We start from the raw sequence: 25290 nt of genomic DNA on the forward strand, positions 1-25290 counted from the left end.
GCGTAGACTCGGCGCATGGCGACGACCGACAACTCCGGCACCGGTGGCGGCCTCGACGTGCTCGACCGTGAGCTCGAGAAGCTGCTCAACGAGGAGCAGCTGGAGGACGGCGATCACGAGCGCTTCAGCCACTACGTGCCGAAGAACAAGATCCTCGAGTCGGCTCTGACCGGCAAGCCCGTGCGGGCGCTGTGCGGCAAGAAGTGGACGCCCGGTCGCGACCCGGAGAAGTTCCCGGTGTGCCCCACCTGCAAGGAGATCTACGAGAGGATGCGCGACGAGTAGCGCCTGAGCGCGCTCGACCCGCACCGCGAGGCGCCCCACTAGCCTGGAGCGCATGGCGGAACGCTCCTGGAACCTCGGCGGCGCGCTGCGCGGCCTCTTCACGAAGCCGACGATCGACGAGTCGACGTGGGACGACCTCGAGACCGCTCTCATCCGCGCCGACTTCGGGCCCGACCTCACCGAGGCGATCCTCGACGAGCTGCGCGAGAAGGTCGCCCGCTACTCCACGACCGATCCAGCCGACCTCAAGCGCATGCTGCGCGAGTCGATCGAGGAGCGCCTGGCCCAGCACGACCCGACCCTCACCCTGAGCGCTCGCCCCGCCGTCGTGCTCGTCGTCGGCGTCAACGGCGTCGGCAAGACCACGACGATCGGCAAGTTCGCGAAGTTCCTCACCGGCTACGGCCGCAGCGTCGTGGTGGGCGCCGCCGACACCTTCCGCGCCGCCGCGGTCGAGCAGCTCGCCACGTGGGCCGACCGCGCGGGAGCATCCGTCGTCCGGCCGCAGCAGCAGGGGCAGGATCCCGCGAGCGTCGCCTTCCAGACGGTACAGCGCGCGATCGACGAGAGCATCGACATCGCCATCATCGACACGGCGGGGCGCCTGCAGACCAAGGCGGGACTCATGGACGAGCTCAGCAAGGTGCGCCGCGTCGTCGAGAAGCTCGGCCCCATCGCCGAGGTGCTGCTCGTGCTCGACGGCACGACCGGGCAGAACGGCCTCGCGCAGGCCGAGGCCTTCATCGAGCACGCGGGCGTCACGGGGCTCGTCATCACCAAGCTCGACGGCTCGGCGAAGGGCGGCTTCGTGCTCGCGGTGCAGGAGCGCACGGGCATCCCCATCAAGCTCATCGGCCAGGGCGAGGGCATCGGCGACCTGACGGGCTTCACGCCGCACGTCTTCGCGGCGTCGCTCGTGCCGTAGGCCCCGCGCGGCTCAGTCGGCGATCGCCGCGTGCGCGGCCGAGAGCATGAGGTAGGTCTCGGCGTTGCGGCGGATGCCCTGCCGCTCCTCTTCCGTCAGCTCGCGCCGCACTTTCGCCGGCACGCCGGCCACGAGCGACCCCGGCGGCACGATCGTGCCCTCGAGCACGACCGCTCCCGCGGCGACGAGCGAGCCTGCACCGATGACGACACCGTTGAGCAGGGTCGCGCTCATGCCGATGAGGCAGTCGTCCTCGACGGTGCAGCCGTGCAGCACCGCGCGGTGGCCGACGCTGACGCCCGCCCCGACGATCGTGGGATGCCCGGGGTCGCCGTGCACGACGACGCCGTCCTGCAGGTTCGAGCCCTCGCCGACGACGATGCGGTCGCGGTCGGCGCGCAGCACCGAGCCGTAGAACACGCTCGCCCTGGCGTGCAGCTCGACGTCGCCGATGAGCGTCGCCGTGGGCGCCACCCAGGCCTCCTCGTGCACGCGGGGCTCCGTCTCGAAAATGCGCCGTCGCATCCTCACTCCTCCCTCTCCCCGCCAGTCAAGCAGACCCGCCCGCCTAGAATGGGCGCATCATGGCGACCTTCGGCACCCTCTCCGACCGGCTGACTCAGACCTTCAGCGCCCTCCGCACGAAGGGCAAGCTGAGCCCGGCCGACGTCGATAAGACAGTGCGCGAGATCCGTCGCGCGCTGCTCGATGCCGACGTCGCGCTGCCCGTCGTGAAGGAGTTCACGAGCACCGTGCGCGAGCGCGCCCTCGCCGACGAGGTCAACCGCGCGCTCAACCCCGCCCAGCAGGTCGTGCAGATCGTCAACGAAGAGCTCGTGGCGATCCTCGGCGGCGAGCAGCGCCGGCTCGAGTTCGCGAAGAACCCGCCGACGGTCATCATGCTCGCGGGCCTGCAGGGCGCCGGCAAGACGACGCTCGCCGGAAAGCTCGCCAAGTGGCTCAAGGGCCAGGGTCACACGCCCCTGCTCGTTGCGGCCGACCTTCAGCGCCCGAACGCGGTCACCCAGCTGCAGGTCGTGGGCGAGCAGGCGGGCGCCGCGGTCTTCGCTCCCGAGCCCGGCAACGGCGTCGGCGACCCGGTGAAGGTCGCGAAGGATGCCGTGCAGCACGCCCGCACGCGTCTCCACGACGTCGTCATCGTCGACACGGCCGGTCGGCTGGGCGTCGACGCCGAGCTCATGAAGCAGGCGGCGAGCATCCGGAAGGCGGTCGACCCCGACGAGGTGCTCTTCGTCATCGACGCGATGATCGGTCAGGATGCGGTCGCGACCGCCCAGGCCTTCCAGGAGGGCGTCGACTTCACCGGCGTCGTGCTGTCGAAGCTGGATGGCGACGCGCGCGGCGGCGCCGCGCTCAGCGTCGCCTCGGTCACCGGCCGCCCCATCATGTTCGCCTCCACGGGCGAGGGCCTGGACGACTTCGAGCCCTTCCACCCCGACCGCATGGCGAGCCGCATCCTCGACCTCGGCGACATCCTGAGCCTCATCGAGCAGGCGCAGAAGGCCTTCGACCAGGAGGAGGCGCAGAAGGTCGCCGAGAAGTTCGCGACCGACAGCTTCACGCTGGAGGACTTCCTGGCCCAGATGCAGCAGCTCAAGAAGATGGGCTCGATCAAGGGCATGCTCGGGATGCTCCCCGGCGCCCGCGGCATGCGCGAGCAGCTCGACAACTTCGACGAGAGCGAGCTCACCCGCACCGAGGCGATCATCCAGTCGATGACGCCCGCCGAGCGGCGTATGCCGAAGCTGCTCAACGGCTCGCGCCGCCTGCGCATCGCGCGCGGCTCGGGCACGACCGTGACCGAGGTCAACGCGCTCGTCAATCGCTTCGAGCAGGCGGCGAAGATGATGAAGACCGTCGCGAAGGGTGGCGTGCCGAACGTGCCGGGAATGGGGCCCATCCCCGGCATGGGCGGGGGCGGCGGCGCTGCGAGCGCCCGCAAGGCCGCGGCGAAGAAGAAGGGCAAGGGCGGCTCGAAGTCGGGCAACCCGGCCAAGCGCGCGGCGGAGCAGGCGGCGCGCGCCCAGGGCGTGCGCCCCGGCGTCGCGGCCGGCGGCGCGGGATTCGGGCTCGGCGGCGTCGGCGGTGCCGGTGCCGGCACCGAGCCGACGGCGGAGGAGCTCGCGGCACTGCAGAAGTTCCTCGGGCGCTAGCGAGCCACCTCAGCGGTGCCGCACGGCGCGCGCCTCGCGCCAGGCCCGCCACGCCCCCGTCGACCACAGCGCCCACGCCACCAGCAGCGGCTGGAACAGCAGTCGGATGCCCCGCGCGAGGTCGGTGTCGAGCCCGAAGCCGTCACGGCCCTCGGTGAACTGCGCCACGTTGCCGGGGAAGATCGCGAGGAAGAACAGCGCCGTCGCCCAGCCGACCGGGATGCGCCAGCGCCCGAGCACGACGAGCGCCGCACCGAGCGCGATCTCGACGACCCCCGAGGCGACGACGACGAGGTCGGCGTCGACCGGCAGCCACGGCGGCACCTGCGCGAGGAACTCCTCGCGCGCGACGGTGAGGTGGGAGACCCCGGCGCCCGCGAGCGCGAGGCCGAGCAGCCAGCGCGCGAGCCGCTGCGGCCAGGAGGTTCCGGGTACGGGGCGGTCGCGCATCCGCCCAGCATGCCCGGCCGCGCCCGCGGAAGGCTGAACGGCGCCGTCGTAGGGTGGCGTCATGAGCCTCCCCGCCGCCGCGGAGCCCGCCGTCGCGACCGCCGCCGCCGTGCGCTCGGGCGCCTCGAGCGCCCTGGCCGAGACTCACGCCGCCCTCGACCGGATCGCCGCCCTCGACCCCGCGCTCGGGCGTTCCAGCTCGTGCGCGCCGAGCGGGCGCTCGCCGAGGCGGAGGCGGTCGATGCCCGCCTCGCCGCGGGCGAGCAGCTGCCGCTCGCGGGCGTGCCGATCGCCGTCAAGGACAACGTGCCCGTCGCCGGCGAGCCGATGCGCGTCGGCAGCGCGGCGACCTCCGACGCGCCCCAGCTCGCCGACCACGAGGTGGTCGCGCGGCTCCGCGCTGCGGGCGCCGTCGTCGTGGGCCTCACGCGCGTGCCCGAGCTCTGCGTCTTCGGCACGACCGACTCGGTGTTCGGCACGACCCGCAACCCGTGGAACCCGCAGCGCACGGCTGGCGGCTCCTCCGGCGGCTCGGCAGCGGCCGTCGCGAGCGGCATGGTCGCCGTCGCGCACGCCGCCGACGGCATGGGTTCGATCCGCATCCCGGCGGGGAACTGCGGGCTCGTGGGCGTCAAGCCCGGCTCGGGGCTCGTGCCGGCCGACATGGGCGCCCACAGCTGGTTCGGCATGAGCGAGCACGGCCCACTCGCGACCACCGCGGCGGATGCTGCGCTGCTGCTCGCCGTCATGGCCGGGGTGCCGGGCCTCGCCGCAGCGGCCGCGCCGGGGCCGAGGCTGCGCGTCGGGCTCGCGACGGGCATCCCGACGCCGCTCGCGATCCTCGACGACGCCTGGCGCCAGGCGGCGGAGCGCACCGCCGGGCTGCTGCGCGACGCGGGCCACGAGGTCGTGCCGCTCACGCTGCCGTACCCGGCCGACCCTGTGCCGGTGCTCGCGCGCTGGTTCGCGGGCGCCGCCGACGACGCCGCCGACGCGGGTCTTGACCTGCGCCTGCTCGAGCCGCGCGTGCGCGGCCACGTGCGCGCCGGCCGCGCGCTCGCGCGCCTGGGCGCCCTCCGGCCGGCTCCGGTCGACCGGCTGCGCCGCCGGGTCGAGGCCGCGACCGCCGACGTAGACGTCGTGCTGACGCCGGGCCTCGCGCAGGCGGGCCCGGTCGCCGAGGGCTGGCACCGCCGCGGCTGGGTCGCGAACCTGCGCGCCAACATCGGCTACGCCCCCTACGCGGCGCTGTGGAACCTGCTCGGTTGGCCCGCGGCGGTCGTCCCAGCGCCCGGCAGCACCGCCCACGGAACGCCGCTCGCCGTGCAGCTGATCGCGCGCCCGGCGGCCGACGGTGCGGGGGAGGCGCTGCTGCTCGCGCTCGCCGCCGAGCTCGAGGCGATCGCACCCTGGCAGCGCACAGCACCGGATGCCCGGGCATCCGTAGGCTGAGGGCGTGACCTCGCGACCCCTGCGCATCGGAGTCCAGCTTCAGCCGCAGCACGCCCCCTACGAGCTGATCCGCGACCGCGTCGCCGAGCTCGAGGAACTCGGCGCCGACATCGTCTTCAACTGGGACCACTTCTACCCGCTCTACGGCGAGCCCGACGGCCTGCACTTCGAGTCGTGGACGATGCTCGCGGCGATCGCCGAGCAGACCAGCCGCATCGAGCTCGGCGCGCTCGTGAACTGCAACTCGTACCGCAACCCCAACCTGCAGGCCGACATGGCCCGCACGATCGACCGCATCAGCGCGAAGGGCACGGGCACGGGCCGCTTCATCTTCGGCACCGGCTCGGGCTGGTTCGAGCGCGACTACGTCGAGTACGGCTACGAGTTCGGCACCGTGGGCTCGCGGCTGGACGACCTCGCGCGCGACCTGCCGATCATCCGCGACCGCTGGACGAAGCTGAACCCCGCGCCGACGCGCGACATCCCGATCCTCATCGGCGGCGGCGGCGAGAGGAAGACGCTGCGCATGGTCGCCGAGCACGCGAACATCTGGCACAGCTTCAGCGACGCCGCGACGCTCGAGCGCAAGCTCGGCATCCTCGACGACCACTGCGCCGCGGTCGGCCGCGACCGCGCCGAGATCGAGATCTCGGTCGAGCTGGGGTCGAAGTCGGTCGCCGAGATCGAGCAGCTGCGCGACCTGGGCGCGACGCTGTTCACGCTCGGTCTCACCGGCCCGGAGTACGACCTCGCCCCGGCGAAGGAGTGGCTGGCCTGGCGAGACGCCTTGCGCTGAGCATCCGGCCCATCGCGGATGCTCGCCCGCGGTAGGCGGCCGCCTCGGGAATCTGCAAGAATGGGGGGTCGAGTGCTCGCGCGCCCGACCCTCTAATCAGGCCAGCGAGCAACCCTTCCGAGCTCTCGCGCCGAGTGTGCCCCACGCAACCGGCCCGACTCACCCCCGTTCACACACTGGAGAATCGTGGCTGTCAAGATCCGTCTCAAGCGCATGGGCAAGATCCGTGCGCCGTTCTACCGCATCGTCGTCGCCGACTCGCGCACCAAGCGCGACGGCCGCGTCATCGAGGAGATCGGCAAGTACCACCCCACCGAGGAGCCCTCGGTCATCGAGGTCGACTCGGCGCGCGCGCAGTACTGGCTCAGCGTCGGCGCGCAGCCGACCGAGCAGGTCACCGCGCTGCTGAAGCTCACCGGCGACTGGGGCACCTTCAAGGGCGAGAAGGGTGCCAAGAGCACCGTTCGCGTCGCCGAGGCGAAGGAGGCCTTCCAGGTCGACGCCGCCAAGAAGCCCGTGCTGAAGCCCAAGGCCGAGAAGAAGGCCGAGGAGGCCCCGGCCGCCGAGGCGCCCGCCGCGGAGGAGGCTCCCGAGGCCGCCGAGGTCGAGGCGACCGAGGCTCCCGAGGCGGAGGCCGCTGAGGCCGACTCCGCCGAGGCCGACAAGGCCTGATGATTCGTGCTCGCTGACACGCTGGAGCATCTGGTCAAGGGGATCGTCGATCACCCTGACGATGTCGCCGTCGTCGCGCAGAGCACCGGTCGCGGCGAGGTCCTCGAGGTGCGCGTGCACCCCGAGGACCTCGGCCGCGTCATCGGCCGCGGCGGACGCACCGCCAAGGCCCTGCGCACCGTGATCTCGTCGCTCGCCGACGGTCGCCGGGTGCGCGTCGACGTCGTCGACACCGACCAGTAGCCGCTGTGGCCGAGGTCAAGATCCCGCGTCCGGAGGCGCCGGTGCCGCAGCTGCGCGTCGGCCGCCTGGTGAAGGCGCACGGGCTCAAGGGAGCCCTCAAGCTCGAGCTTTACACCGACGACCCCGAGCGCCGGTTCACCCCGGGCGCCGAGTTCGCGCTGCAGGTGCCGACGAGCTCGCCGTGGCACGGCCGCACGCTGACGCTCGCCGAGCTGCGCTGGTACAACGGCCAGCCCGTCGCGTTCTTCGAGGGCGTCGCCGACCGCACCGCCGCTGAATCGCTCGTGAAGGCGATCCTCTGGATCGACCAGGATGCCGCCGAGGAGCCCGAGGACGACGCCTGGTACGACTACCAGCTCGTCGGCTTGACGGCGCTGCGCGACGGCGAGCCCGTCGGCCGCGTCGTGCGCGTCGAGCACTTCCCCGCGCAAGACCTGCTCGTCGTCGACACGGGCGAGCGCGAGGTGCTCATTCCCTTCGTGAGCGCCATCGTGCCGAGCGTCGACATCGAGACCGGCACCGTGACGCTCACGCCTCCCACTGGGCTCTTCGAGGACATCGCCGAGGAGCCCGAGCCGGCTGCGGCGCCGAGCGCCGAGACGGGCGACACCGGCGATTCCGGCAACCCCGGCGACCCCGCGCGGCCCGAGCTCTAGGGTCGAGTCGTGCGCATCGACGTCGTCACGATCTTCCCCGAGTTCTTCGGGGTGCTCGACGTGTCGCTGCTCGGCAGGGCCAGGCAGGCCGGCGTCATCGATGTGCGCGTGCACGACCTTCGCGATGCCGCGCACGACCGCCACCGCACCGTCGACGACACCCCGTACGGCGGCGGCGCCGGCATGGTCATGAAGCCCGAGCCCTGGGGCGAGACGCTCGACGGCATCGTCACGCCGAGCTCGACCCTCATCGTTCCGAGCCCGGCGGGGCATCCGTTCACCCAGGCGACGGCGCGCGAGCTCGCCGGCCGCGAGCACCTCGTGTTCGCCTGCGGCCGCTACGAGGGCATCGACCAGCGGGTCGTCGACCACTACGCTGACCGCATCGAGGTGCGCGAGCTCAGTCTCGGCGACTACGTGCTCAACGGCGGGGAGGTGGCGGCGATGGCGATCATCGAAGCGGTCGGCCGCCTCGTGCCCGGGGTCATCGGCAACCCCGCGAGCCTCGAGGAGGAGAGCCACGAGGCGGGCCTGCTCGAGTACCCGAGCTACACCAAGCCCGCCGTGTGGCGCGAGCTGGCCGTGCCCGAGGTGCTGCTGAGCGGCAACCACGGTGCGATCGCCGCGTGGCGGCACGAGCGTCAGCTCGAGCGCACGCGGCGCGTGCGACCCGATCTGATCGGCGGCGAGTGACCGTGGGCGCGCGACTGTGGATGCTCGCGCAGCCGGCCGTCGCGGCCCTCGCGCTTGCGGGGTTCGCGGCGGCGATCGCATTCCAGGCCGCGGGCCGCACCGACCTGATCCCCTCCGTGCAGGCGCTCATCACGGCGTCGTTCGTCTACCCGGGGCTCGCCGTGTCGATGATCGTCAACCAGGCCATCGTGCTCGCCCGGCGGCCCCGCGAGCTCACGACGCTCGAGAAGCTGCTCGTCGTCGCCCAGCTCGGCATCGCCGGGCTGCTCGCGCTGACCTCGCTCGAGCCGGGCGCGCTGCTGCTGGGCTTCCTGCTCTGGCCGCTGCTCATCGCGGTGGCGGTCGCGGCGTGCTGGACGATGACGGCGACGACCGTGCGCTCGCGTCGCGAGCAGCGCCGACCGCTCGAGGAGGGCGATGACGGCGAGCTCGACGACCGCCCGGGCACGGGCGAGTTCGCGGCGGCGCCCGTCGCGTGAGGGCGGCGCCCGTCGTCGGAGGGCGCTCGGCCGAGCTGCCTCAGCCCCGAGCGGTGAGCACGAGCGGCCCGTCGGCCGTGATGGCGACCGTGTGCTCGGCGTGCGCGGCGCGCGCGCCGGTGCGGCTGCGCAGCGTCCATCCGTCGGCGTCGGTGTAGATCTCGTCGGTGTCGTGGATGAACCACGGCTCGATCGCGATCACGAGGCCTGCCTTGAGCTTGAGGCCCCGACCGGCGCGCCCGTCGTTGGGCACGTGGAGGTCGCCGTGCATCGTGCGGCCGACGCTGTGACCGCCGAAGTCGAGGTTCACGAGCAGGCCGGCGTCGTGAGCGACGTCGCCGATCGCGGCGGAGATGTCGCCGAGTCGGCCCCCGACGCGCGCCGCGTCGATGCCGGCGGCGAGGGCGCGCTCGGTCGTGGCGATGAGGCGCAGATCCTCCTCGCGAGGCGTGCCCACGACGATCGTCGTCGCCGAGTCGGCCACCCAGCCGTCGACGGAAGCGGCGAAGTCGAGCGAGAGCACGTCGCCGTCGCGCAGCACGTAGTCGTGCGGCAGACCGTGCAGCGCCGCGTCGTTGACCGAGGTGCAGATGACCTTGCCGAACGGCGAGCCGCCGAACGAGGGGTGGTAGTCGATGTAGCAGCTCTCGGCGCCCTGCGCCCGGATCATCTCGTGCGCGAGGGCGTCGAGCTCGAGCAGATTGACGCCCACGGCGGCGGCGGCGCTGGTGGCCTCGATGACGCTCGCGACGAAGCGTCCCGCCGGTCGCATCTGCTCGATCTCGGCGGGGGTTCTCAGTTCGATCATGGGAGCTCTCGGTGGGCCGCCGTCAGGGGCGGGGGAGCGGGATGTGCGTCTTCAAGTATGCGGTGCACAGCTCGCGCGTCGACTCGATGAAGCGCTCGTCGCCGTTGGGGTCGAGCTGGAACGCCCGCCCCAGCAGACCGCTCGCGATCTCGACGGCGACCTCCACGTGGAAGACCAGGTCGTCGTCGGGCTCGAAGTCGTAGGTCTGCCCGATCTGCTGCGCGAACGCCCGCGCCAGGATCGAGTTGTTGCTGAGCTCCGGGTTCAGGAACCGCTGGTCGATGACGTCGCCGAACCGCAGCGCGCGGAAGCCCGGCACCTCGCGGTTCATCTCGACGAAGATGTCGAGCGTGCGGTCGAACGACGACCAGGGCTCGGGCGGCGAGTTCTCGACGTTCTCGCGCACTCGCTCGAGGTACTGCTCCATGTTGCGCACGGCGAGCGCGCGCAGCAGCGTCTGGATGTTCGGGAAGTAGCGGTAGACGACGCCGACCGAGCTCTTGGAGCGCTTCGCCACCGCGCTCGTGGTGACGCCGTCGATGCCGCCCTCGTCGACGAGCACCGCGGCCGCGTCGAGCAGCGTCTCGATGCGCTCAGCGCTGCGCTGCTGGATCGGCTCGGTGCGCATGACGACCTTGTCGGTCGCGAGCGTCGGTTCCTGCGTCTCGTCGGACATCGCCCGTCTCTCCCCCTCGGCAGCGCCCGGGCGTCGGCGCGAGCGCTCGCGCGGATTCGCCGGACGGCGCCCAGTATGGCATCATTTCACTTTGTGCCTCGGCACGGCTCTGCCGCAGGGGAGCCGTCGCCACCGGGGCCTGCACACCCCACGACATCCTTCCTACCGCGACCGACCTGCGGCCGTCGCAGAGAGCGAACAGCCATGCACATCCTCGACCACGTCGACGCAGCCAGCCTGCGGTCCGACATCCCCGAGTTCCGCGCCGGCGACACCGTCAAGGTGCACGTCAACATCGTCGAGGGCAACCGCTCGCGCATCCAGGTCTTCCAGGGCGTCGTCATCGGCCGCTCGGGCGAGGGCGTCCGCGAGACCTTCACGGTGCGCAAGGTCAGCTTCCAGGTCGGCGTCGAGCGCACCTTCCCCGTGCACTCCCCGGTCATCGACCACATCGAGGTCGTCACCCGCGGCGACGTGCGCCGCGCCAAGCTCTACTACCTGCGCGGCCTCCGCGGCAAGAAGGCGAAGATCAAGGAGAAGCGCGACAGCTAGGCTGTCGAGCGCACTCGACAAGGGCCCCGTCGGCATCTCGACGGGGCCCTTCCGTCATCTCGGGCACGACCCTTTCCCCGAGGTGGGCGGGTCGGCCGCGGCGGGTCCGCTGCCTGCGCGGGGTGCCGCCTAGACTGATCGTGAGGCACAGGGGAGTCATGGACGAGAACGCAGCGCAGCCGGCGGACGCGGCATCCCCGTCGCCCGACGAGCGCGTCGAGGCCGGTTCCGCGACGCGGGCGGCCGACTCCGTCGATGAGCGCCCGAGCCGCCGTCGCGGTGTGCTGCTCTTCCTGCGCGACGTCGTCGTCATCGTCGGCGTCGCTCTGCTGATTTCGTTCCTCATCAAGACGTTCCTCATCCGCTCCTTCTACATCCCGAGCGACTCGATGATGGACACCCTCGTGCAGAACGACCGCATCATCGTCAACCAGCTCGTGCCCGAGGTCGTGCCGATCGAGCGCGGCGACGTCGTCGTGTTCCGCGATCCGGGCGGGTGGCTCGCGCCGCTGCCCGAGCAGGAGACGACGCCCATCCAGGCCGCCTTCGACTGGCTCGGCTCGCTCGTGGGCCTCTCCGCCTCCGACAGCGAGGAGCACCTGGTCAAGCGCGTCATCGGCCTGCCAGGCGACCGCGTGACCTGCTGCAACGACCTCGGTCAGATGAGCGTCAACGGCGTGCCCCTCGAGGAGCCCTATGTCCGACTCCCGGCCGGCGTGACTGCCGCGAGCGGCGAGGACTTCCAGGTCGAGGTGCCCGCCGACTCGCTCTGGGTCATGGGCGACAACCGCTACGACTCGTGCGACTCGCGGTGCAACCGCAACACCTTCACCGAGGGCTTCGTGCCGTTCGACGACGTCGTCGGTCGCGCCGTCGTCATCAGCTGGCCGCTGGACCGCTGGACCTGGCTCGACAACTACCCCTTCGTGTTCGACGGCGTCGGCGACGCCTCCGCCCCTGCCGAGTGACCGGTGCCGGTCGCTGACCCCACTCTCGACGTCGAGGCCGCCCTGCTGGAGCAGGGCGCCCCCGTCGTCATCGGCATCGACGAGGTGGGCCGCGGTGCGATCGCGGGCGTCGTCGCGGTCGGCGCGTGCGCGATCGTCTCGGTGGCGGATGCCCCTCCCGCGGGCCTGCGCGACTCCAAGCTGCTCAGCGCCCCGCGTCGTGCCGCGGTCGAACCGCTCGTGCACGCGTGGGCGGCGGCCGTGGCGGTCGGCGAGGCCGAGCCGGCCGAGGTCGACGAGCTCGGCATCGTGGCGGCGCTCGGCCTCGCGGGTCGGCGGGCCCTGGTGCGCCTGTTCGAGCTCGGCGTCGACGTGGGCGGCTCCACGGTGCTGCTCGACGGCAGCCACGACTGGCTCACTCCCGCGCTGGTCTCGCCGCCGCGCGTGCTCGCGCGCGTCAAGGCTGACCGCGACTGCGCGGCGGTGGCGGGAGCATCCGTCGTCGCGAAGCAGCATCGCGACGCGCTCATGGTCGCCGACCACGACCGCTGGCCGGTCTACGGCTGGTCGGGCAACAAGGGCTACGGCAGCGCCGCGCACCTCGCGGCGATCGCCGAGCACGGCCCGTCGGCGCGGCATCGGCTGACCTGGTTGCGCTCGTCGGCCGCAGCGGCCGCCGCGGAGCAGCTGCCCATCTCGGTCTAGACTGCGTGCGATGGACGACGACGATTTCGAGGACTACGACCGCGAGGTCGAGCTCGCCCTCTACCGCGAGTACCGCGACGTGGTGTCGCAGTTCCAGTACGTGGTCGAGACCGAGCGGCGCTTCTACCTCGCCAATGAGGTGACGCAGGTCGTGCGCGAGGTCGCCGGTGACTTCTTCTTCGAGCTGACCCTCACCGACGTGTGGGTGTGGGATGTCTACCGCAGCGACCGCTTCGTCAAGAGCGTCAAGGTGCTGACCTTCAAGGACGTCAACGTCGAGGAGCTCGGCAAGAAGGAGCTCAAGCTGCCCAAGGAGCTCGCGCTCGACGAGTAGAGCCTCCGCTCCTCCCCAGGCCCCCCTCTGGGCTCTTCTCCCGCGGTTCGCGGCTGCGCCGCCGTGCGCGGGCGGATGCTCGGCCATCCTCCTGCGCAGGAGGAACCATGGCGCGCAAAGACGTACTGGGTCGCACGGGTGAGCAGCTCGCGGTCGACCACCTGATCGACCAGGGCTTCGAGATCATCGAGCGCAACTGGCGCTGCCGCGACGGCGAGATCGACATCGTCGCGCGCGAGGGCCGCACGACCGTCGTCGTGGAGGTGAAGACGCGCGGCGGCACCGCGTACGGGCATCCGCTCGAGGCGATCACGCCCGTGAAGCTCGCCCGACTGCGCAGGCTCGCCGGGGCGTGGTGCGCCGCGCACGGGCCCGTCACGGCCCTGCGGATCGACGCCATCGCGGTCGTCGCGGGCCGCGCGGGCATCGAGATCGAGCACGTCAGGCAGGTGGCCTGATGCCGGTCGCGCGCACGAGGGCCGTCGCCCTGACGGGCGTCGAGGGCGCGCTCGTCGAGATCGAGGCCGACCTCGCCAACGGGCTGCCGGCCTTCACGATCATCGGGCTGCCCGACGCGGCGCTCGGCGAGGCGAAAGACCGGGTGCGCTCGGCCGCCGCGAACTCCGGCGTCGAGCTGCCGGCCCGCAAGGTCACCGTCAATCTCTCCCCGGCGTCGCTGCCCAAGCACGGCTCGGGCTTCGACGTCGGCATCGCCGTGGCGGCGCTCGCCACGACCGGTGCGCTCGCACTCGACCGGGTGGCCGAGACGGTGCACATCGGCGAGCTCGGGCTCGACGGGCGGCTCCGCCCCGTCGCGGGGGTGCTGCCCGCGGTGCTCGCGGCGCGGCGTTCGGGCGCGCGGCTCGTCGTGGTGCCGTGGGGCAACCGTGACGAGGCCGAGCTCGTGCCGGGCATCCGCGTCGTGGCGGCAGCGACACTGCGCGACGTGCTCGCGCTGCACGGCGCCGAGCTCGAGACGCCGGCCGAACCCGTCGAGCCGATCGCCGGGCCGCCGGTGGCCGCGGCGCGCGAGACGGGCGGCGACCTCGCCGACGTCATAGGGCATCCCGAGGCGATCGAGGCGCTGCAGGTGGCCGCGGTCGGCGGGCACCACCTGATGATGCTCGGGCCGCCCGGCGCGGGCAAGACGCTGCTCGCCTCGCGCCTGCCCGGGCTGCTGCCCGACCTCGACGTCGACGCGGCGATCGAGGTCTCGTCGGTGCGCTCGCTCGCCGGGCTCGGCGTGGGCTCGGCGCTCGAGACGAGGCCTCCCTTCGAGGCGCCCCACCACAGCGCGACGATGGCCGCGCTGGTGGGCGGCGGCAGCGGGCTCATCCGCCCCGGGGCGATCTCGCGGGCCGGGCATGGCGTGCTCTTCCTCGACGAGGCGCCGGAATTCTCCAGCGTCGTGCTCGACGCGCTGCGCCAGCCTCTCGAGACGGGCGAGATCACGATCCACCGTGCCCGCACCGTCGCTCGGTTCCCGGCGCGCTTCCAGCTCGTGCTCGCCGCGAACCCGTGCCCGTGCGGGCAGGCCGGCACGGGGGACGACGAGTGCACGTGCACGCCGAACACGCGGCGGCGCTATCTCGCCCGGCTCTCGGGGCCGCTGCTCGACCGCGTCGACCTGCGCCTGACCGTGCGGCGCGTGGGCTCGGTGCAGCTGACCGGTTCGGCGTCGGGCTCCCTCACGACGGCCGCCGCGCGCGAGCGGGTCGCGGCGGCGCGACGGCGCACGGCGTCCCGCTGGGGGCAGGAGGGCTGGCGGCTCAACGCCCACGTCCCCGGTGCGGTGCTGCGCGGGCCTCGCTGGCGCCTCGAGCCGCGCGAGCGCGCGCTCCTCGACCGCGCGCTCGAGCGCGGCGCCCTGACCATGCGCGGCTACGACCGCGTGCTCCGCGTCGCGTGGAGCATCGCCGATCTCGACGGCGACGATCGCCCGCTCGCCGAGCACGTCGGCCGAGCGCTGTTCCTGCGGAAGGGGATCTGATGATCGACTGGTCAATGCCGGCGCACGAGCGCGCGGCGCTCGTCACCGGGGTGGGGCGCTCGCCCGACTCGGAGGGCGACGTGCAGGAGGCGCTCGCGCGAGCGCTGTGGAGCATCCTCGTCGAGCCGGGTGATGGCGACGCGGGGCTCCTGCTCGGTGCGGTCGGTGCGATCGAAGCGGCGAGGCTGCTGCTGGAGGAGCCCGTGCCGCGTCGCCTCGTCGAGGCGACCCAGGGCGAGGTGGCGGATACCCGGGCGAAGGCCGCGATCGCGCGCTGGCTGCCGCGCCGCCGTCACGACGACCTCGTGCGGGCGCTGCGCTCCGCGCAGCGGGTCGGCGCGACGCTCGTGGTGCCCGGTGACCTCGACTGGCCCGCCTCACTCGACGACCTCGGCCCCCACGCCCCGGTCGCCCTCTGGGTGCGGGGCGACCCCGCGCTGCTGCGCCGTGACGGCATCGCCGTCGTCGGCGCTCGCGCGGCCACCGGCTATGGCGAGCACGTCGCGATGGAGCTCGCGGCCGGGCTCGTGCAGCGCGACCTCGCCGTCGTCTCCGGAGGCGCCTACGGCATCGACGGCATGGCTCATCGCGCGGCGCTCGCGTCAAGCGGCGACACGGTCGCCGTCCTCGCCGGCGGCGTCGATCGGTTCTACCCGACCGGGCATGACGGGCTGCTGACCCGTATTGCTCAGCAGGGGGCGGTCGTCGCCGAGGCGCCCTGCGGCACGGCGCCGACGCGGTGGCGCTTCCTCGAGCGCAATCGCGTCATCGCGGCGCTCGCCGGCGCCACGGTCGTCGTCGAGGCGGGCCGCCGATCCGGCGCCCTCAGCACCGCCCGCGCCGCGCTCAAGCTCGGCCGGCCCGTCGGCGTCGTGCCCGGCCCCGTCACGAGCGCCGCGAGTGCCGGGTGTCACGCCTTCCTGCGCGAGCAGCACGCCGAGTGCGTCACGAGCGCGGCGGAGGCCGCCGCGCTGCTGCCGAGCACGCGGGCGGCGGTGCTGGAGGAGCTCGACGCCGTCGAGGTCGGGGCCGGCTCGTCGCACTGGGATCCCGACGGGCTCCGCACGCGCGTGCTCGACGCACTGCGGCCCCGCAGGGAGCAGAGCGTCGACGAGCTCGCACGCGCCGTCGGGGAGTCGGCCGCGCGGATCCGCTCCGCGCTCGGGGCGCTCGCGCTCGACGACCGCGCGGAAGCCCGCGATCGCGGCTGGGTGCGGCGAGCGGCGCCGGTGGGCTGAGCACGGAGGTCGGAACGTCAGGAACGGTCGGGAACAATCAGGATCGGGGCAGAAGGCGAACGGAGTTCAGAGCCGAGCGCTAGGGTGCTCCCGTGATGCAGCTCGGGCAGTACCCACCCGCGGTGCGCGTCGTCGCGCACCTCTCCGACACCCACCTCCTCGGCGAGGGCCGCGCCCTCTACGGCGCCGTGCCCGTCGAGGATCGCCTGCGCGTCGCCCTCGAGCGGCTCGAGGCCTCGTCCGTGCGTCCCGACGCGATCGTGTTCACTGGTGACCTCACCGACCTCGGCGAACCGGACGCGTACCGCCGGCTGCGCGCCGCGGTCGAGCCGGTCGTCGGCCGACTGGGCGCCGAGCTCGTCTGGGTCATGGGCAACCACGACGAGCGCGCCGCGTACTCCGCGCTGCTGTTCGACGAGGAGCCGAGCGATCGACCGCAGGACCGCGTGCACGACATCGGCGGCCTGCGCATCATCTCGCTCGACACCACTGTGCCCGGCTACCACCACGGCGAGCTCGAGGCGCAGCAACTGGAGTGGCTGCGCGAGGTGCTGTCGACCCCGGCGCCCCTCGGCAGCATCCTCGCGGTGCACCATCCGCCGATCCCGACGCCGCTCGAGGTCATGTCGGTGCTCGAGCTCCACCGGCAGCACGAGCTCGCCGAGGTCATCACCGGCAGCGACATCCGCGCCATTCTCGGGGGTCACCTGCACTACTCGACGCACGCGACCTTCGCCGGCATCCCCGTCCATGTCGCCTCCGCCACCTGCTACACGCTCGACCTCGGGGCCGACGCGCGGCGGCTGCTCTCCGGCGTCGACGGCCAGCAGTCCTTCGACCTCGTGCACGTGTACGACGAGGTCGTCGTGAGCTCGACCGTGCCCCTCGCGGCCTTCCCGGAGGCGACCGGATTCTCGACCGATTACCGGCCCATGATCGAGGGCATGTCACCCGAGCAGCGGCTCGAGCAGCTCTCGAGCAAGCGCTCGCCGTTCAACCGCAACGAGGCCGCGGCGAGCGAGGTCTAGGCGCCCGGCCCGGCCACGCCGCGGTCGGCGGTTCCGGGCGGCGGGGGAGGGGCATCCGCCCGCCACGCCCGGGGCCGGCTCTCACCGCCCGCGTGGTCGCGATAGGTGTCGACGACGCGCTGCAGGTACCGGGTGATCGCGGCTTGCTCCGCCTCGTCGAAGTCGTGGATCGCACGGTCGACCGCGGTGACCATCGGCACGATGCGCTGCATGGCGCGACCCACCGACGCCGGCTCGGGCACGACGAGCGTGCCGCGGCGGTCGTCGGGGTTCGGCGTGCGGCGCACGTGCCCGAGGCCCTCGAGGCGGTCGATGACCGTCGTGACGGCTCCTGATGACAGCTCGAGCCGCTCGGCGAGCGCGGTCGGGCTGAGCGCACCGGCGACGATGAGGTGCTGCATGGCGGCCAGGTCGGTCGCGTTGACGGAGAGCTCGCCGCCGAGCGAGCGCTCGAAGTCCTCCGTCACGTCGAGAATCTCGCGCAGCAGGAGCGTCGCGAGGTGGGACGTCCCGAAGCTGGGAGTCCGCTGGGCCGATTCGCTCATCGTCACAGTGTACGGCTAGATTCTTCGAGAGTCATGTATCTCGATAATCGAGATAAAACTCGCCGTCAGCCCATCGGCGCTTCCCGCGCCCCTCCGAGGAGCCTCCCTTGATCGCGATCACGCGTTTCATCACCGCTGCCCGAACATCCTGGATCGTCCTCGTCGCCGGGCTCGCCGCGACGGTGGGGCTCTTCATCGCCGCCGGGTACCAGAGCGCCGACTCGGCGCCGCCGGTCGGTCTGCCCGATTCGGCCGAGTCGATCCAGGTCGCCGACCTGCAGGAGCAGTTCAGCGACGACGACGCTACGAGCGGCATCCTCGTCTTCGGCCGGGAAACCGGGGAGCTCGATGAGGCCGACCTCGCCGCGATCACCGAGCGCACCGTCGAGCTCGGCGACATCTCCCTCGACGGCTTCGTGCCGCCGCCCACCGTCTCGGAGGACGGCACCACGGCGCTCGTCGTCGTGCCGCTCGAGATCGAGGAGAGCGTCTCGGTGCAGGCCGAGCGCGCCGACGAGATCCGCGCGATCGCCGCCGACGGGCTCCCCGACGGCATCGAGGTCTGGTTCACCGGGGCGGAGGGCTTCCTCGTCGACATCTCCGCGGTGTTCGCGGGCGCCAACTTCGTGCTCCTGGGCGTCACGGCGCTCGTCGTGGCGGTGCTGCTCATCGTCACCTACCGCAGCCCGGTGCTGTGGATCGTGCCGCTCGCGGTCGTCGGCGTCGCCGACTTCATCGCGGGCATCGCGGCCCGCCTGGTCGCGGACGCCTCCGGCATCACGCTCGACGGCTCGGTCACGGGCATCCTCTCGGTGCTCGTGTTCGGCGCAGGCACCAACTACGCGCTCCTGCTCATCGCGCGCTACCGCGACGAGCTGCGCCTCAACCAGGATCGCCGCGAGGCGATGGCCATCGCCCTGCGCGGCGCCGGCCCCGCCATCATCGCGAGCGGCTCGACCGTCGCGCTGGCCCTGGCGACCCTGCTGTTCGGCGAGCTCTCCGGCAACCGCTCGCTCGGCCTCGCCGGCGCCGTCGGCATCGTCGTCGCCATGGCGTACGCGCTCATCGTGCTGCCGGCCGCCCTCGTCGTCTTCGGCCGCTGGCTGTTCTGGCCGCTCGTGCCGCGCTACGGCACGCGCGACACGATCTCGCGCAGCCCCTGGGGCAAGCTCGGCCGCGCCGTCAGCAAGCGGCCCATCGTCGTGGCGATCGTCGGGTTCCTCGTGCTCGGCGCCATGGCCTCGGGGCTCTCGACGCTCACGGTGGGCCTCTCGCAGAACGACCGCTTCATCGTCAAGCCCGAGGCAGTGCTCGGCCAGGAGCGCATCGCGGAGGCCTTCTCCGCCGGCAGCACGGCGCCCGCCGCCGTCATCGTGCCCGTCGGCGACGTCGACGAGGTGACCGAGGGTCTGCTCGAGGTCGCCGGCGTCGACGAGGTGCGCCCGGGCCCGGCGAACGACGACATCGCCCAGCTCGACGTCGTGCTCGACGCCGACCCCGAGAGCGCCGAGTCGTTCGCCATCATCGCCGACCTGCGCACCGCCCTCGACGACCTCGGCGACGGTTCGGGCCTCGTCGGCGGCATCGACGCCGAAGGGCTTGACCTGCGCGACGCGCAGCAGCGCGATCAGAACCTCGTGATCCCGCTCATCCTCGTGCTCGTGCTCGCCGTGCTCATCGTGCTGCTGCGCTCGCTGCTGGCTCCGCTGCTGCTGCTCGTCGCGGTCGTCGCGAGCTTCTTCAGCGCCGTCGGCATCGGCTCGATCCTGTTCGAGACCGTCTTCGGCTTCCCGGGCGTCGACACGAACGTGCTGCTGTTCAGCTTCCTGTTCCTCGTCGCGCTGGGCGTCGACTACTCGATCTTCCTCGTGACGCGGGCGAAGGAGGAGGTGCCGGTGCTCGGCACGTCGGAGGGCATGATCCGCGCCCTCGCGGCGACGGGCGGCGTCATCACGAGCGCGGGCATCCTGCTCGCTGCGGTCTTCGCGGTGCTCGGCGTGCTGCCGCTCATCACGCTCACCCAGGTCGGCGTCATCGTCTGCGTCGGCGTGCTCATCGACACCCTGCTCGTGCGCACGGTCATCGTGCCCGCGATGGCCTTCATCGCCAAGGACCGCTTCTGGTGGCCGCGTCGGCCCGAGCTGTCGGATGCCGATGCCGCCGCTCGCGGCGCGAACGGGCAGGCCGAGCGCATGCCCGACGAGGTCGCGGCGGCCACGCCTGCGACCGATCGCGAGGCCGTGCCCACCGCCTGAGCTGCGACTCGCCCGTCCCGCCCGCCCCGGCCTGTCGTCGGGGCGGGCGTCGGCGTTCGGGCGCATGCTGGGGGCGTGCACGAGCCCGCCACCCCGCTGCGTCAGGCGGTCGACGACTACCTGCGGTCGGTCGCGCTCGAGCGGGGCGCCTCCTCCCACACCGAGCGGGCCTACCGCGGCGACCTCGAGACCCTGCTCGCCTTCGTCGACGCGCGCGGAGCCGAGCCCGACCCGGCGCTGCTCGACCTCGAGCTGCTGCGCGAGTGGGTCTGGCGGCTCAACGACGAGGGCCTCGCCGCCTCGACACTCGCCCGGCGCACCTCGACGGTGCGGGGGTTCACCGCGTGGCTCGCGCGCACCGGCCGCGCCCCTGGTGACGCCGGCGCCCGGCTGCGGGCCCCCCGGCCTGGTCGCCACCTGCCTCGCGTGCTGACGCGGGCGCAGGTCGACGAGGTGCTCGAGGTGCTCGACGCGCGCGCCGGCTCGGGCGACCCGCTCGCGCTGCGTGATCGGGCGATCGTCGAGCTGCTGTATGCGAGCGCCCTGCGCGTGAGCGAGCTGGTCGGCCTCGACCTGGCCGACGTCGACGATGCTCGCCGCACCGTTCGTGTGCTCGGCAAGGGCGCGAAAGAGCGCGTCGTGCCGTTCGGGATGCCCGCCCAGCGCGCCCTCGACGCCTACCGCGACCGCGCGCGGCCCGCGATCGCGACCGAGCGCTCGGGCGATGCGCTGTTCCTCGGCGCCCGGGGGGCGCGCGAGTCGACGCGCGCCGTCTACGCTCTCGTCGCGGGGCTGCTGGCCGAGCTGCCGGGGTCGGGCCCCTCGGGCCCGCACGCGCTGCGGCACACGGCCGCCACCCACCTGCTCGACGGCGGGGCCGACCTGCGCGCCGTGCAGGAGCTGCTCGGCCACGCGAGCCTCGGCACGACGCAGATTTACACGCACGTGAGCGCCGAGCGCCTCGCCGAGGCCTACCGCACGGCGCACCCGCGCGCCTGAGCTCGTTCACGCGACGTCGCCGAGCGGCAGCAGCACCGCGCGCGGCAGCCCGCCTAGCCAGCGCAGCGGCGAGACGTACTCGCCCGCCTCGCGCACCCCGAGGTGCAGGCACGGGCTCGAGCAGTGGCCCGGCTCGAGCGTGCCGATGACCTGGCCCGCCTCCACCCGGTCGCCGACCGCGACGCTCGGCGACACCGGCTCGACGCTCACGAGCAGCTGGCCGGAGCGGATGGTGACCACGCCGCGGTCGACGACACGACCGGCGAAGTGCACGGCTCCGCCCGTCGCCGCGAGCACCTCGACGGCCTCCCCGGGGGCGGCGAGGTCGACCCCGCGGTGCCCCGCGGCGTACGGAGTCGGAGGAGGCAGAAACGGTCGCAGCACGCGGCGCGGGGCGTCGAGCGGCCAGACCCAGCCCGGCGCCGGCTCGGCGGCGGCGGCAGCCGCCGCGCGGGCCGGCGGGGCCGCCGCCGCGGGCGCGGGGGGCGCGGCCGCGGCAGCGGCGGGCGAGCTCGCCACGGCGACGAGCGCGAGCAGGGGGAGCAGGGCGAGGCGGCGCGGGCGCATGGCGTCCAGGGTGCGCGCCCCGGGCATCCGCGCACGCCGCTCGAGGGCGATCGGCGGAGAACCGGCGGCCGCCCGGGCGGGGGAGGCGCGGTGGTATGCTGGGCGACGCAGTCGGCGCGTCCGGCTGACTTCGCGTGCCCACCACGGCGCACACCTCCCTCAGTCCCGCACGACGCCCCGGCAACGGGGCGGACTCGCGCGGGTGGAGGCAGCGCCGGGCACCAGGACCCCACCCGTCGGGCGGGGCGACAACTGAGAACAGAACAGGAGTACGGCCATGGCCGTCGTCACCATTCGCCAGCTGCTCGACAGCGGCGTGCACTTCGGGCACCAGACCCGCCGCTGGAACCCGAAGGTCAAGCGCTTCATCCTCACCGAGCGCAGCGGCATCCACATCATCGACCTGCAGCAGTCGCTCGCCTACATCGACAAGGCCTACGACTTCGCCAAGCAGACCGTCGCCCACGGCGGCACGATCCTCTTCGTCGGCACCAAGAAGCAGGCGCAGGAGTCGATCGCCGAGCAGGCCACGCGCGTCGGCCAGCCCTTCGTCAACCAGCGCTGGCTCGGCGGTCTGCTGACCAACTTCTCGACCGTCTCCAAGCGCCTCGCGCGCATGAAGGAGCTCGAGGAGATCGACTTCGACGACACCACGAAGGGCTTCACCAAGAAGGAGCTCCTCATCAAGCGTCGCGAGCTGGACAAGCTGCACAAGACGCTCGGCGGCATCCGCAACCTCACCAAGACCCCGAGCGCCCTGTGGGTCGTCGACCCCAAGCGCGAGCACCTCGCGATCGACGAGGCCAAGAAGCTCGGCATCCCCGTGATCGGCATCCTCGACACGAACGCCGACCCCGACGAGCTCGCCTACCCGATCCCGGGCAACGACGACGCGATCCGCTCGGTCGCGCTGCTGACGCGCATCATCGCCGACGCCGCCGCTGAGGGCCTCATCGAGCGCCACCAGAAGCCCGAGGCCGCCGGCAACGTCTCGGCCGTTGAGCCCCTCGCCGAGTGGGAGCGCGAGCTGCTCGAGCAGAGCGCCGCCGCGGAGGCCGCCCCGGCCGCCGACGCCGCGCCCGCCGCTGAGGCCGCCCCGGCCGCCGAGGAGGCGCCTGCCGAGGCCGCCGCCGAGGCGCCCGCCGAGGAGGCGCCGGCCGACGAGGCCGAGGCTCCCGCCGAGAACGCTTCCTGAACCCACCGCGACCTACGAGAAGGAGTCCCTCCATGGCCAACTTCAGCCTGGAAGACGTCAAGAACCTGCGCGAGCGCCTCGGCACCGGCATGGTCGACACGAAGAACGCCCTCGTCGAGGCCGATGGTGACATCGAGAAGGCCGTCGAGATCCTGCGCCTGAAGGGCGCGAAGGGCAACGCGAAGCGCGCCGACCGCTCCACGAGCGAGGGCCTCATCGCCGCGCACGAGGCCGACGGCGCCGCGACGCTCATCGAGCTCGCCTGCGAGACCGACTTCGTGGCCAAGGGCGACAAGTTCGTCGCCCTCGGCGAGAAGGTGCTTGCGGCCGTCGCCGCCGCCGGCGCCTCGACCGTCGAGGAGGGCCTCGCGGCCCCCGTCGACGGCTCGACCGTCGCCGACGCGATCAACGACGAGGCCGCCATCATCGGCGAGAAGATGGAGCTGCGTCGCGTGGCGCGCGTCGAGGGCGAGAAGTTCGCCGTCTACCTGCACCGCACGAACAAGGACCTGCCGCCGCAGGTCGGCGTCATCGTCGCCTACACGGGTGACGACGCCGACACCGCGCGCAGCGTGGCCCAGCACATCTCGTTCGCCGACCCGCAGTACCTCTCGCGCGACGAGGTGCCGGCCGAGGCCGTCGAGAACGAGCGTCGCATCGTCGAGGAGATCTCGCGCAACGAGGGCAAGCCGGAGGCCGCCCTGCCGAAGATCGTCGAGGGTCGCCTCGGCGCCTTCTTCAAGCAGGTGGCCCTGCTCGAGCAGGACTACGCGCGCGACAACAAGCTGTCGATCGCGCAGGTGCTCAAGGACGCCGGCCTGACCGTGACGGGCTTCGCCCGCTTCAAGGTCGGCGCCTAGTTCCGATGCGGTGACGGGGTCCGGTTCGCGTGAGCGACCGGACCCCGTTCCCATGCCCGGCCCCCACTCACTACCCTGACGATGACGACCCCGACGAAGACAGAGGAACCCATGACCGATCGCCGCCGCCGTGTCCTGCTCAAGCTCTCGGGTGAGGCGTTCGGCGGTGGCTCTCTCGGCGTGAACCCCGACGTCGTGGGCGCGATCGCGCGCGAGATCGCCGAGGCGGCGAAGGAGGTCGAGGTCGCGATCGTCGTGGGCGGCGGCAACTTCTTCCGCGGCGCGGAGCTCAGCCAGCGCGGCATGGACCGCGGGCGCGCCGACTACATGGGCATGCTCGGCACCGTCATGAACGCCCTGGCCCTGCAGGACTTCCTCGAGCAGGCCGGCGCCCAGGTGCGGGTGCAGTCAGCCATCCAGATGACGCAGGTCGCCGAGCCGTACATCCCGCTGCGCGCCGAGCGCCACCTCGAGAAGGGCCGCGTCGTCATCTTCGGCGCCGGCGCGGGTCTTCCGTACTTCTCGACCGACACCGTCGCGGCGCAGCGCGCGCTCGAGATCGGCGCCGACGAGGTGCTCGTGGCGAAGAACGGCGTCGACGGCGTCTACTCCGACGACCCCCGTCGCAACCCGGACGCGCAGCGCCTCGACGAGGTCAGCTACCAGGAGGCGCTCGTGCAGGGCCTGAAGGTCGTCGACTCGACCGCCTTCAGCCTCTGCATGGACAACCGCATGCCGATGATCGTCTTCGGCATGGAGCCGCAGGGCAACATCGCCAAGGCGATCCGCGGCGAGCGCATCGGCACGCGCGTCTCGGCCTAGCGGCGAGCCCCGGCGCCCCGCGTGCTCGCCGCCCTGCTCATCGCGGGCGGCGCCGTCGCGCACGCCGCCTGGAACCTCGTGCTCAAGGCGACGCCCGCCGGCGGCGTGCGGTTCCTGGCGCTCACGGTCGTCGTCTCCGTCGCGGTGCTCGCCCCGCTCGGCGCTGCGCCGCTCGCCGCTGCCGTCGTCGAGCGGCCCTGGCTCGTCGCACCGCTGCTGCTGAGCGGAGCCCTGCACAGCGGCTACTTCCTGCTGCTGCAGCGCGCGTACCGGGCGGCCGACGTCTCCGTCGTATACCCGGCGGCCCGGGGCACCGGCCCGCTGCTGAGCGTCGTCGCGGCCGTCGTCGTGCTGGGTGAGCGTCCCGGCGCGCTCGCCCTCGTCGGTGCCGCGGTCGTCGTCACCGGCGTCGTCGTCATCGGTCTCGTGGGCGCCCGCGCGCCGGGCGCGCCGCGCAGCGGCGATGCGGCGGATGCCCGTGGCCGGCCCCGCCTCGCCCGCGGCGTCGCGCTCGGCGCGGCCGTCGGCGTCGTCATCGCCGGCTACACGCTCCTGGACGCGGTGGCGGTGACGCGGCTCGGGCTCGAGCCGGTCGCCTGGTTCTGGGGCAGTCTCGTGGTGCAGCTGCTCGTGCTGGGGCCGTGGCTGGCGGCGAGGCCGCGATCGGCGGCGGCGACCGCCCGCCGCCACCTGCCTGCGGTGCTCGCGGTGGGCATCCTCTCGCCGCTCGCCTACGTGCTCGTGCTCGCAGCCTACGAGCTGGCGCCGGTCGCGATCGTCGCTCCGGCGCGGGAGGCGAGCGTCGTGCTCGTCGCCCTCGCCGGCTGGCTGCTGCTGCGCGAGCCGCACCCGGCGCAGCGCCTCGTCGGCAGCGCGATCGTGCTCGCCGGGGTGGCGCTGCTCGCGGTCGGGTGAGGCCGTCGCCGGGCCCCCGCCCACTACAC

General features: G+C 73.0%; 30 protein-coding genes. 24 read left to right on the forward strand and 6 right to left on the reverse strand.

Annotation, left to right across the window (positions count from 1 at the left end):
• Positions 1 to 15: 15 nt before the first annotated feature.
• Positions 16 to 285 (forward strand): DUF3039 domain-containing protein, encoded by a 270-nt coding sequence (locus ID804_RS03130; protein ID WP_169077477.1) that lies wholly within the window; start codon positions 16 to 18, stop codon positions 283 to 285.
• 52 nt (positions 286 to 337) lie between these two features.
• A complete protein-coding gene (gene ftsY, locus ID804_RS03135) occupies positions 338 to 1210 on the forward strand; it encodes a signal recognition particle-docking protein FtsY (protein WP_169077478.1) in 873 nt (290 codons plus the stop codon).
• Positions 1211 to 1222: 12 nt separating this feature from the next.
• Here the strand turns inward: ftsY and ID804_RS03140 are convergent, their stop codons facing one another.
• Positions 1223 to 1735, reverse strand: a complete 513-nt coding sequence (locus tag ID804_RS03140; protein WP_169077479.1) for a gamma carbonic anhydrase family protein — start codon at positions 1733 to 1735, stop codon at positions 1223 to 1225.
• A gap of 59 nt (positions 1736 to 1794) precedes the next feature.
• On the opposite strand from ID804_RS03140, the gene ffh reads away from it, so the two are divergent.
• Positions 1795 to 3384, forward strand: a complete 1590-nt coding sequence (gene ffh / locus ID804_RS03145; RefSeq protein WP_169077480.1) for a signal recognition particle protein — start codon at positions 1795 to 1797, stop codon at positions 3382 to 3384.
• Positions 3385 to 3393: 9 nt separating this feature from the next.
• On the opposite strand, the gene ID804_RS03150 is transcribed toward ffh, so the two are convergent.
• Entirely contained in the window at positions 3394 to 3834 is a 441-nt protein-coding gene (locus tag ID804_RS03150) for a DoxX family protein (RefSeq protein ID WP_169077481.1), read from the reverse strand.
• Between the two features lie 9 nt (positions 3835 to 3843).
• On the opposite strand from ID804_RS03150, the gene ID804_RS03155 reads away from it, so the two are divergent.
• The 7 genes from ID804_RS03155 to ID804_RS03185 all read left to right on the forward strand — a co-directional run bounded on the left by ID804_RS03155 (position 3844) and on the right by ID804_RS03185 (position 8825).
• Positions 3844 to 5286, forward strand: a complete 1443-nt coding sequence (locus ID804_RS03155; RefSeq protein WP_223158890.1) for an amidase family protein — start codon at positions 3844 to 3846, stop codon at positions 5284 to 5286.
• A gap of 4 nt (positions 5287 to 5290) precedes the next feature.
• The gene (locus ID804_RS03160; protein ID WP_169077482.1) at positions 5291 to 6082 is read left to right on the forward strand and encodes an LLM class F420-dependent oxidoreductase; all 792 of its coding nucleotides are present in this window, start codon (positions 5291 to 5293) and stop codon (positions 6080 to 6082) included.
• Between the two features lie 186 nt (positions 6083 to 6268).
• Positions 6269 to 6754, forward strand: coding sequence for a 30S ribosomal protein S16 (rpsP, locus tag ID804_RS03165; protein WP_169077483.1), 486 nt, complete (start codon positions 6269 to 6271; stop codon positions 6752 to 6754).
• A 6-nt stretch (positions 6755 to 6760) separates the two neighbouring features.
• Positions 6761 to 6997, forward strand: a complete 237-nt coding sequence (locus ID804_RS03170) for an RNA-binding protein (RefSeq protein ID WP_169077484.1) — start codon at positions 6761 to 6763, stop codon at positions 6995 to 6997.
• Positions 6998 to 7002: 5 nt separating this feature from the next.
• A complete protein-coding gene (gene rimM / locus ID804_RS03175; protein WP_169077485.1) occupies positions 7003 to 7653 on the forward strand; it encodes a ribosome maturation factor RimM in 651 nt (216 codons plus the stop codon).
• Positions 7654 to 7662: 9 nt separating this feature from the next.
• Positions 7663 to 8346 (forward strand): tRNA (guanosine(37)-N1)-methyltransferase TrmD, encoded by a 684-nt coding sequence (trmD, locus tag ID804_RS03180; RefSeq protein ID WP_169077486.1) that lies wholly within the window; start codon positions 7663 to 7665, stop codon positions 8344 to 8346.
• 2 nt (positions 8347 to 8348) lie between these two features.
• Positions 8349 to 8825: a hypothetical protein gene (locus ID804_RS03185; protein ID WP_169077487.1), complete on the forward strand. Its 477-nt coding sequence runs from the start codon at positions 8349 to 8351 to the stop codon at positions 8823 to 8825.
• Between the two features lie 40 nt (positions 8826 to 8865).
• Here ID804_RS03185 and map read toward each other — a convergent pair whose 3' ends face one another.
• Both map and ID804_RS03195 read right to left on the reverse strand, forming a co-directional pair.
• A complete protein-coding gene (map, locus tag ID804_RS03190) occupies positions 8866 to 9633 on the reverse strand; it encodes a type I methionyl aminopeptidase (RefSeq protein ID WP_169077488.1) in 768 nt (255 codons plus the stop codon).
• Positions 9634 to 9655: 22 nt separating this feature from the next.
• A complete protein-coding gene (locus ID804_RS03195; protein ID WP_169077489.1) occupies positions 9656 to 10309 on the reverse strand; it encodes a TetR family transcriptional regulator in 654 nt (217 codons plus the stop codon).
• Positions 10310 to 10513: 204 nt separating this feature from the next.
• Here ID804_RS03195 and rplS point away from each other — a divergent pair, with 204 nt between their 5' ends.
• From rplS to ID804_RS03235, 8 genes are all read left to right on the forward strand, one after another.
• Positions 10514 to 10861 (forward strand): 50S ribosomal protein L19, encoded by a 348-nt coding sequence (gene rplS, locus ID804_RS03200; RefSeq protein ID WP_169077490.1) that lies wholly within the window; start codon positions 10514 to 10516, stop codon positions 10859 to 10861.
• A gap of 158 nt (positions 10862 to 11019) precedes the next feature.
• Positions 11020 to 11829 (forward strand): signal peptidase I, encoded by an 810-nt coding sequence (gene lepB / locus ID804_RS03205; RefSeq protein WP_169077491.1) that lies wholly within the window; start codon positions 11020 to 11022, stop codon positions 11827 to 11829.
• A 3-nt stretch (positions 11830 to 11832) separates the two neighbouring features.
• Entirely contained in the window at positions 11833 to 12513 is a 681-nt protein-coding gene (locus ID804_RS03210; RefSeq protein ID WP_169077492.1) for a ribonuclease HII, read from the forward strand.
• Between the two features lie 10 nt (positions 12514 to 12523).
• A complete protein-coding gene (locus ID804_RS03215) occupies positions 12524 to 12847 on the forward strand; it encodes a DUF2469 family protein (RefSeq protein WP_169077493.1) in 324 nt (107 codons plus the stop codon).
• A 107-nt stretch (positions 12848 to 12954) separates the two neighbouring features.
• Positions 12955 to 13305 carry a YraN family protein gene (locus ID804_RS03220; protein WP_169077494.1) on the forward strand — a complete coding sequence of 117 codons (351 nt, stop codon included), beginning with the start codon at positions 12955 to 12957 and terminating at the stop codon, positions 13303 to 13305.
• On the forward strand, positions 13305 to 14837 hold the full coding sequence (locus ID804_RS03225; protein ID WP_169077495.1) for a YifB family Mg chelatase-like AAA ATPase: 1533 nt from the start codon (positions 13305 to 13307) through the stop codon (positions 14835 to 14837). The genes ID804_RS03220 and ID804_RS03225 overlap by 1 nt, the downstream gene beginning before the upstream one ends.
• Positions 14837 to 16075 (forward strand): DNA-processing protein DprA, encoded by a 1239-nt coding sequence (gene dprA / locus ID804_RS03230; protein ID WP_223158891.1) that lies wholly within the window; start codon positions 14837 to 14839, stop codon positions 16073 to 16075. Before ID804_RS03225 ends, dprA begins: the two co-directional genes overlap by 1 nt.
• 95 nt (positions 16076 to 16170) lie before the next feature.
• Positions 16171 to 17103 carry a phosphodiesterase gene (locus ID804_RS03235; RefSeq protein ID WP_169077789.1) on the forward strand — a complete coding sequence of 311 codons (933 nt, stop codon included), beginning with the start codon at positions 16171 to 16173 and terminating at the stop codon, positions 17101 to 17103.
• Here the strand turns inward: ID804_RS03235 and ID804_RS03240 are convergent.
• Positions 17100 to 17648, reverse strand: a complete 549-nt coding sequence (locus ID804_RS03240; RefSeq protein ID WP_169077496.1) for a MarR family winged helix-turn-helix transcriptional regulator — start codon at positions 17646 to 17648, stop codon at positions 17100 to 17102. The two genes, ID804_RS03235 and ID804_RS03240, sit on opposite strands and share 4 nt — an antisense overlap.
• 107 nt (positions 17649 to 17755) lie before the next feature.
• Here ID804_RS03240 and ID804_RS03245 point away from each other — a divergent pair, with 107 nt between their 5' ends.
• Positions 17756 to 19903, forward strand: a complete 2148-nt coding sequence (locus ID804_RS03245) for an MMPL family transporter (protein WP_169077497.1) — start codon at positions 17756 to 17758, stop codon at positions 19901 to 19903.
• A gap of 75 nt (positions 19904 to 19978) precedes the next feature.
• Positions 19979 to 20902, forward strand: coding sequence for a tyrosine recombinase XerC (locus tag ID804_RS03250; RefSeq protein WP_169077498.1), 924 nt, complete (start codon positions 19979 to 19981; stop codon positions 20900 to 20902).
• A gap of 6 nt (positions 20903 to 20908) precedes the next feature.
• Here the strand turns inward: ID804_RS03250 and ID804_RS03255 are convergent, their stop codons facing one another.
• Positions 20909 to 21469 (reverse strand): M23 family metallopeptidase, encoded by a 561-nt coding sequence (locus tag ID804_RS03255; RefSeq protein WP_188219140.1) that lies wholly within the window; start codon positions 21467 to 21469, stop codon positions 20909 to 20911.
• Positions 21470 to 21746: 277 nt separating this feature from the next.
• On the opposite strand from ID804_RS03255, the gene rpsB reads away from it, so the two are divergent.
• The 4 genes from rpsB (at position 21747) to ID804_RS12405 (ending at position 25261) form a co-directional block, all read left to right on the forward strand.
• Positions 21747 to 22664, forward strand: a complete 918-nt coding sequence (gene rpsB / locus ID804_RS03260; protein WP_169077500.1) for a 30S ribosomal protein S2 — start codon at positions 21747 to 21749, stop codon at positions 22662 to 22664.
• Positions 22665 to 22696: 32 nt separating this feature from the next.
• A complete protein-coding gene (tsf, locus tag ID804_RS03265; protein WP_169077501.1) occupies positions 22697 to 23524 on the forward strand; it encodes a translation elongation factor Ts in 828 nt (275 codons plus the stop codon).
• 111 nt (positions 23525 to 23635) lie between these two features.
• Positions 23636 to 24346, forward strand: coding sequence for a UMP kinase (gene pyrH / locus ID804_RS03270; protein ID WP_169077790.1), 711 nt, complete (start codon positions 23636 to 23638; stop codon positions 24344 to 24346).
• A gap of 21 nt (positions 24347 to 24367) precedes the next feature.
• Positions 24368 to 25261: an EamA family transporter gene (locus ID804_RS12405; RefSeq protein WP_169077502.1), complete on the forward strand. Its 894-nt coding sequence runs from the start codon at positions 24368 to 24370 to the stop codon at positions 25259 to 25261.
• Positions 25262 to 25290: the final 29 nt, after the last annotated feature.

This window comes from Microcella alkalica, from assembly GCF_014595885.1.
GTDB classification, from domain to species: Bacteria; Actinomycetota; Actinomycetes; order Actinomycetales; family Microbacteriaceae; genus Microcella; species Microcella alkaliphila_B.

Bases quoted from the DNA above. Each gene is read 5' to 3' on its own strand.
- ID804_RS03130 (WP_169077477.1), top strand. From the start codon at position 16: ATGGCGACGACCGACAACTCCGGCACCGGTGGCGGCCTCGACGTGCTC.
- ftsY (WP_169077478.1), top strand. From the start codon at position 338: ATGGCGGAACGCTCCTGGAACCTCGGCGGCGCGCTGCGCGGCCTCTTC.
- ID804_RS03140 (WP_169077479.1), bottom strand. From the start codon at position 1,735: ATGCGACGGCGCATTTTCGAGACGGAGCCCCGCGTGCACGAGGAGGCC.
- ffh (WP_169077480.1), top strand. From the start codon at position 1,795: ATGGCGACCTTCGGCACCCTCTCCGACCGGCTGACTCAGACCTTCAGC.
- ID804_RS03150 (WP_169077481.1), bottom strand. From the start codon at position 3,834: ATGCGCGACCGCCCCGTACCCGGAACCTCCTGGCCGCAGCGGCTCGCG.
- ID804_RS03155 (WP_223158890.1), top strand. From the start codon at position 3,844: ATGCCCGGCCGCGCCCGCGGAAGGCTGAACGGCGCCGTCGTAGGGTGG.
- map (WP_169077488.1), bottom strand. From the start codon at position 9,633: ATGATCGAACTGAGAACCCCCGCCGAGATCGAGCAGATGCGACCGGCG.
- ID804_RS03195 (WP_169077489.1), bottom strand. From the start codon at position 10,309: ATGTCCGACGAGACGCAGGAACCGACGCTCGCGACCGACAAGGTCGTC.
- rplS (WP_169077490.1), top strand. From the start codon at position 10,514: ATGCACATCCTCGACCACGTCGACGCAGCCAGCCTGCGGTCCGACATC.
- lepB (WP_169077491.1), top strand. From the start codon at position 11,020: ATGGACGAGAACGCAGCGCAGCCGGCGGACGCGGCATCCCCGTCGCCC.
- ID804_RS03215 (WP_169077493.1), top strand. From the start codon at position 12,524: ATGGACGACGACGATTTCGAGGACTACGACCGCGAGGTCGAGCTCGCC.
- ID804_RS03220 (WP_169077494.1), top strand. From the start codon at position 12,955: ATGGCGCGCAAAGACGTACTGGGTCGCACGGGTGAGCAGCTCGCGGTC.
- ID804_RS03225 (WP_169077495.1), top strand. From the start codon at position 13,305: ATGCCGGTCGCGCGCACGAGGGCCGTCGCCCTGACGGGCGTCGAGGGC.
- dprA (WP_223158891.1), top strand. From the start codon at position 14,837: ATGATCGACTGGTCAATGCCGGCGCACGAGCGCGCGGCGCTCGTCACC.
- ID804_RS03235 (WP_169077789.1), top strand. From the start codon at position 16,171: ATGCAGCTCGGGCAGTACCCACCCGCGGTGCGCGTCGTCGCGCACCTC.
- ID804_RS03240 (WP_169077496.1), bottom strand. From the start codon at position 17,648: ATGAGCGAATCGGCCCAGCGGACTCCCAGCTTCGGGACGTCCCACCTC.
- ID804_RS03255 (WP_188219140.1), bottom strand. From the start codon at position 21,469: ATGCGCCCGCGCCGCCTCGCCCTGCTCCCCCTGCTCGCGCTCGTCGCC.
- rpsB (WP_169077500.1), top strand. From the start codon at position 21,747: ATGGCCGTCGTCACCATTCGCCAGCTGCTCGACAGCGGCGTGCACTTC.
- tsf (WP_169077501.1), top strand. From the start codon at position 22,697: ATGGCCAACTTCAGCCTGGAAGACGTCAAGAACCTGCGCGAGCGCCTC.
- pyrH (WP_169077790.1), top strand. From the start codon at position 23,636: ATGACCGATCGCCGCCGCCGTGTCCTGCTCAAGCTCTCGGGTGAGGCG.